This is a genomic window from Paenibacillus zanthoxyli JH29 (assembly GCF_000520715.1).
Lineage (GTDB): Bacteria > Bacillota > Bacilli > Paenibacillales > Paenibacillaceae > Paenibacillus_AQ > Paenibacillus_AQ zanthoxyli.
On record NZ_ASSD01000403.1, the window covers coordinates 1 to 5,343 of the forward strand.

At 50.6% G+C, this 5,343-nt stretch carries 6 protein-coding genes; 4 read left to right on the forward strand and 2 right to left on the reverse strand.

Features of this window, described 5'->3' with window-relative positions; genetic code table 11:
• Nucleotides 1-577: AIM24 family protein (locus L691_RS0115185; protein ID WP_025691327.1), on the reverse strand; the 577-nt coding region annotated here is incomplete at its 3' end.
• Nucleotides 578-628: 51 nt separating this feature from the next.
• A complete protein-coding gene (locus L691_RS0115190; protein WP_025691328.1) occupies nt 629-1,114 on the reverse strand; it encodes a coiled-coil domain-containing protein in 486 nt (161 codons plus the stop codon).
• A 659-nt stretch (nt 1,115-1,773) separates the two neighbouring features.
• Here L691_RS0115190 and L691_RS0115195 point away from each other — a divergent pair.
• The 4 genes from L691_RS0115195 to L691_RS0115210 form a co-directional block, all read left to right on the forward strand.
• Entirely contained in the window at nt 1,774-2,487 is a 714-nt protein-coding gene (locus L691_RS0115195; protein WP_025691329.1) for a hypothetical protein, read from the forward strand.
• Between the two features lie 204 nt (nt 2,488-2,691).
• On the forward strand, nt 2,692-3,654 hold the full coding sequence (locus L691_RS0115200) for a helix-turn-helix transcriptional regulator (RefSeq protein WP_025691330.1): 963 nt from the start codon (nt 2,692-2,694) through the stop codon (nt 3,652-3,654).
• A gap of 284 nt (nt 3,655-3,938) precedes the next feature.
• Nucleotides 3,939-4,928 (forward strand): ABC transporter ATP-binding protein, encoded by a 990-nt coding sequence (locus L691_RS0115205; protein ID WP_025691331.1) that lies wholly within the window; start codon nt 3,939-3,941, stop codon nt 4,926-4,928.
• The coding region (locus tag L691_RS0115210) for an ATP-binding cassette domain-containing protein (RefSeq protein ID WP_025691332.1) at nt 4,925-5,343 on the forward strand (419 nt) is incomplete at its 3' end. The genes L691_RS0115205 and L691_RS0115210, both read left to right, overlap by 4 nt.

Below are 5,343 nucleotides of genomic sequence, written 5' to 3' on the forward strand. Positions count from 1 at the left end.
CGGTCATTTTCCAGTGATAGCTCATATGCTGGCTGGCCAGATGATTGCCGTAGACCGTCAGCTCAAGCACAGCATTCTCGGGGTAGGCGATCACACTGCCCGCATCGACATATAAAGGCTGCACCGGGTCCAGAGCCGCTTCGCATACGACTCCTTCCGTCAGGATGCCGATGCTTCCGCTGCCGGAGAACCTGACTTTGACGACATCCCGGGTCACGATCATATTCTTTACGCTTAGCACGCGGGTCTGCATGTTAATTCCTTTGCTGTAGTAGAACAGGTGCTTGAAGTCGTAGAGCAAATCGTCCTTGCCGTCCAGCGTAACCGTCTTGACGCTATAGCCCGGGGGCAGAGCCGCCGTGAACCGGCAAGGACCGGTCATATCCGCCCGGATCAGCTTGCGCTTGCGGTACATTCCCTTTACATCCATGAATCTGTCGGCCCGCCCGGAGGATGGCCCCTGATAGGCGATAATCTGCTGCGGATGCAGCACATGAATTTCCTCATTCTCCTCCAGCGTGAAAGTCAAAGCCTCTCCGCTCAAGGCGTTTCCTCCGTCCTGTACTTCCGCGTTCACCGCCCGCACTCCTTTCTCATATTGAGGGACGCTCCCTGCCGGATTTGACTATTAATGCAATCTGTCCCCTCGCTTCGAGCGGCTTCGCATGCCAAGGCGGATAACTCTAGTGAGAATAAAATAACCCGCAATCAGTCCGAGACCCGTAGCCGCAGTCACTTTAAGACGGTGTATATAGCTTTCCCGCGCGGCGCGCTCGTCTCTAAGCTCATCGATCATCAATGTGAGCTGCCGGTTCTGCTCCTGAAGCGAGGTGTTCTCGCTGCGGTACGCTTCCAGCTGATTTTTGGTTTGATCCAGTTCACCCACAGTCTGTCCAAGCTTATCCTTCGTCTGTTCCAGTTCGTTTACGGTCTGATGATAGCTGTCCTGCAGATCATTCACCTGGTCAGGCAGCTCGGAGAACTGCTCCAGTCCGCGGTACAGGTCGCCTAAAATATTCGCATGGGCAGCCGGCGCGGGAAGAGTATAGAGGATTCCAGTCAGCAGGATTACGGATAGCAGACGCGGCAGTGAAGGAAGAATCTTTAATTTCATAGGTTGGATCACCGCCTGACGTGTAAATGTGTTTTTCCTATCCTATATTATAACACGCCAGTGTACGACAAATTGTGGCAATAGCCGCCCGTTCTCCCTCAAATACCTATTCGACCTGTTTCAAAGCTCTGACTTACGAAGCCTCTTCGACTGCCTTCACGTCCCACGCTTTCCTTGCGATCTCCTCGTCTGACAGCAACTTTCCCTGGAAATCCCTTGAATAAGAACTTATGTTCGGTTATACTTAGAGGTGAATGGAGGGTCCTAGTGCAGGAGTGTTCAACTGGTTACCGCATCCTTCTATTCGCCACCACGCGCGGGCGACGCCGCCAATCTGGCCCGTCTTATCGGAATGCCGGCTATTCTTTGGGCCATTTTATTTTTTTCTGTTCTCCCTGCTTTGCGCCAAATGGGCGACTGGAATCCTTCTTTCGTTCGCCGTGCCTCTATCCCGAAAGTAAACTGCTTCAAAGAAGAAGAAAATCATTCATTGCATAATGCCATTTATAGCTGTTGCTTTTCGAGAGCGGTTCAATTTCTATGAATCGGCTCTTTTTTTTGCCGATAATATCAAACCGAACATATATTCCATGACAAGGAGTTGTCCGCCAACATTGGTACATTAATAGAAAACCCAAAAAAAGAAAGAGGTGGAAATAATGCAAGCCAGCATTCAACCGGCTTACACATGGAGCCATGATTACATTTTTTCCGGCAAATCGCAAAAGGTCGTCCTGCTTATCGAATGGCGCGGTGCCGCGCAGCCGGGTATGGGCCGGAAGAAGTCGCAGAAATTGGCTGCACGCGACATTGAGCTGCGTATATGGCTTGAACCTCACGTTAGCCTAACCGACGTGCACGGCTGCCGCCCCGCGGAATGCGGGGATCAGGGACTCTTGCTCCCTCTGGGGGCCATCCGTTCAGGGCAGAGTAAATATATTGCATTGGTATTTAGTCTAGATTCCCTTGCGGCCGGCAGGCATGAAATGCTGTGGCTGCAGTGGCGATACAGACAGCGGCCGGGTGAACGTGGACGGGAGCTGCCTGTACAGAAGCTGAGTCTTGAGTATAGCTGCCATACCGGATATATCGATGCCGCTAGTTCATTTTATGTAGAGAAGCGTGTGGAATTGTTAAAGGCAGAGAAGACCATTACGGAAGCGTTGTTAGTATATTCGGAAGGACAGCAAACGCTTGCGAAGGAGAAGCTGCGGCGTCATGCGGATAATTTGCTGCTTATGGCCACGCGTTCCGGGGATCCTGACCTGCTGCGGGAAGCCGAGTCGCTATACATACAGTGCGAAGGCAAGTCCGATCCGATTGAAAAAGAGCAAACACCCGCATGTGAAAGACCGGGAGCAGCCGAAGGATAAGTAATTTCAATATTTTGTGAGAATATTCACTTATCATCCAGGCGTGTAATGAAGAAGCAAGATGTTAAGTATGTTAAAATAGTAAAATAGTTCTATTACTTAATCTATTATATAAAATTTTTATTCTTATAAAATAGATACATATATCTATATAATGTTAATTCAATGAGTCTATTTTACTAATTGTGGCAAGGAGAAGTTATTATGACAGACCGATTAATTCGTCTGATGCGTATTATTACGCTCGTTCAGGCCAAGCCTGGCATTTTGGCGCGCGAGTTGGCTGAACGCTGCGGCACCAGCGAGAGAACGATCTATCGGGATATGGATGCTCTGAGTGCTATGCATATCCCGATTACTCACATGGGGCATGGGAAAGGATATGCTTTTATCGGCAATTTTGCGTTGTACCCCCTGGACTGGTCATCGGAGGAATCGGCCGCATTTTCGCAGCTTAGTAACGCTATTGAAATGATTAAGCCTCTGATGCCCCGCGGCTTCGAGAGTGCTTATGAAAAAGTGATGGCGGCCGAATACAAGCAGAAGGCGGACAGAGAAGAAAAAATGGAGATCGCCAGGAAGGAAGCCGGTTCTCTTTGGATGGAGCGAAACGGCGCCGGGCCGGAACAGCCCCACTTGATCCATATTCTTCACGCCGTCTTGAAACAGAAATGCATACGCGCCGATTACTTCGACAATGCTCAGGAGGAGAATGGACTCGAGATTGATCCGTATTACCTGGTCCCTCTGGAAAATCGTTTTCATCTTATCGGATATTGTCACCGCATGAAGGTCATCCGAAGCTTTCACACCCATGATCTGACGAATGTCAAACTGACGGATAAGAACTTTTCCAAACAACCGTTCAACTTGCAGGCATTTACGAAACAAAAGTGGTCAGTGGATGAGGACAGCCTCCGTGTGGTGTTTAAGGTCAGGTTTTCTGAAGGTGTGCTGGAGGAAATCAGGAGGGGAAAGAGTGGGATAGTTCCCATAAAAACGGAGCAGCATGGTAAGTACGCCTATTTTGAGGTCTCGCTTGAGCGGGACAGGGAATTCATTGATTGGGTGACGAACTTTAAAGAAGCAGCGGAAATAATCGAGCCTGTCCATTACAGGGAAGTTTTACGCTATCAACTAGAGAAATGGCTGTCGCTGTATAAATAGCGCAGTCTTTTTTTTGAGTGCTTTTTCATGAAAACGCATGTACATGCATATTGATGAAAAAAGGCTGTCCATGTGTGTGAAAATTATACTTGTCGGGTCGGAATATATATAGTAAAGTCAACTTATATAACAGCTCTGTTGGTTTAAAGCAGTATTTCTTTCATGCGGTGTTAGATTAATGCTTTCATATGATGTTATGTTATTGATCTCTCTCTGAACCGGAGAGTTTTTATTTGCTTCAAATTTGACCTATGTTCAATTTTGCCGGAAGAGAGGTAAGCTCCTTGATCCAACCTATTCTACGAATTGAGAATCTACATACGCATTTCTTTACGGAAAAAGGGGAAGTGCCTGCGGTCGACGGCGTCGATCTCTATATCAATCCCGGTGAGGTACTGGGCGTGGTGGGAGAATCGGGCTGCGGAAAAAGCGTCACCTCCCTGTCCGTGCTGAAGCTTGTGCCTAATCCGCCGGGCCGCATTGTCGATGGCCGCATTGTTTTCAAGGGGACGGATATCGTGCCGATGAAGGAAAAGGATATGCGGAAAATTCGCGGCAATGCCGTATCCATGATTTTTCAGGAGCCGATGACCTCGCTCAATCCGCTGTTCACTGTGGGCCAGCAAATTATCGAAACGGTGCGTCTGCACCGGGGATTGTCCAAGAAGGAAGCCCGTGAGCATGCGGTGGAAATGCTTCGCAAGGTCGGCATCCCAAGGCCCGAGGCCATTATCGACGAGTATCCGCATCAACTGTCGGGAGGCATGCGTCAGCGGGTAATGATCGCGATGTCGATCTCCTGCAGTCCGGAGTTGCTGATTGCGGACGAGCCGACAACCGCGCTCGACGTGACGATTCAGGCGCAGATACTGGATCTGATCCGCCGGCTCAACGAGGAGCAGGGGACAGCCGTTATGATGATCACCCACGATTTGGGCGTTGTTGCGGAAATGTGCCACCGGGTCGCCGTCATGTACGCAGGCAAGGTTGTGGAGGAGGGCTCGGTGCACGATATTTTCAAAAATCCGCTGCATCCTTACACTCAGGGCTTGATCGCCTCCGTGCCGAGAATGGATGAGACCCGCGAACGCCTGTATTCGATTCCGGGCAACGTGCCTATTTTGAGCAAAAATATGCAGGGCTGCCGGTTTGCGCCGCGCTGTTCCCATGTGATGGACATCTGCCGCCAGTCTCTGCCGGAGCTTACGCTTCAGGAGAACCGGCACAGCTGCAGGTGCTGGCTGCATGACGGTAGTCAGGAGGATGCGGTATGAGCGAGAATTTGCTGGAAGTAAAGGGACTCAAGAAATACTATCCGATTAAAAAAGGGTTTCTCAATAAAACGCAGGGCTTCGTCAAAGCCGTGGACGATATTTCGTTCGCGGTCCGCAGAGGCGAGACATTCGGCCTGGTAGGAGAGAGCGGCTGCGGTAAATCGACGACCGGACGCTCGCTGCTCCGGTTGATTGAGCCAACGGCCGGGGAGATTCTCTTCGAAGGGCAGGACATCCGTAAGCTATCAGTGGAAGAGCTGCGCAAGCGGCGCCGGGATATGCAGATTGTGTTCCAGGACCCGTTCTCCTCGCTGGACCCGCGCAACACGGTTGAGCGGATTCTGGAGGAGCCGATGATCGTCCACGGCGTTGGCGACGCCAAGGAGCGCAAAGCCGCCGTTCTGCGGCTGGGCGG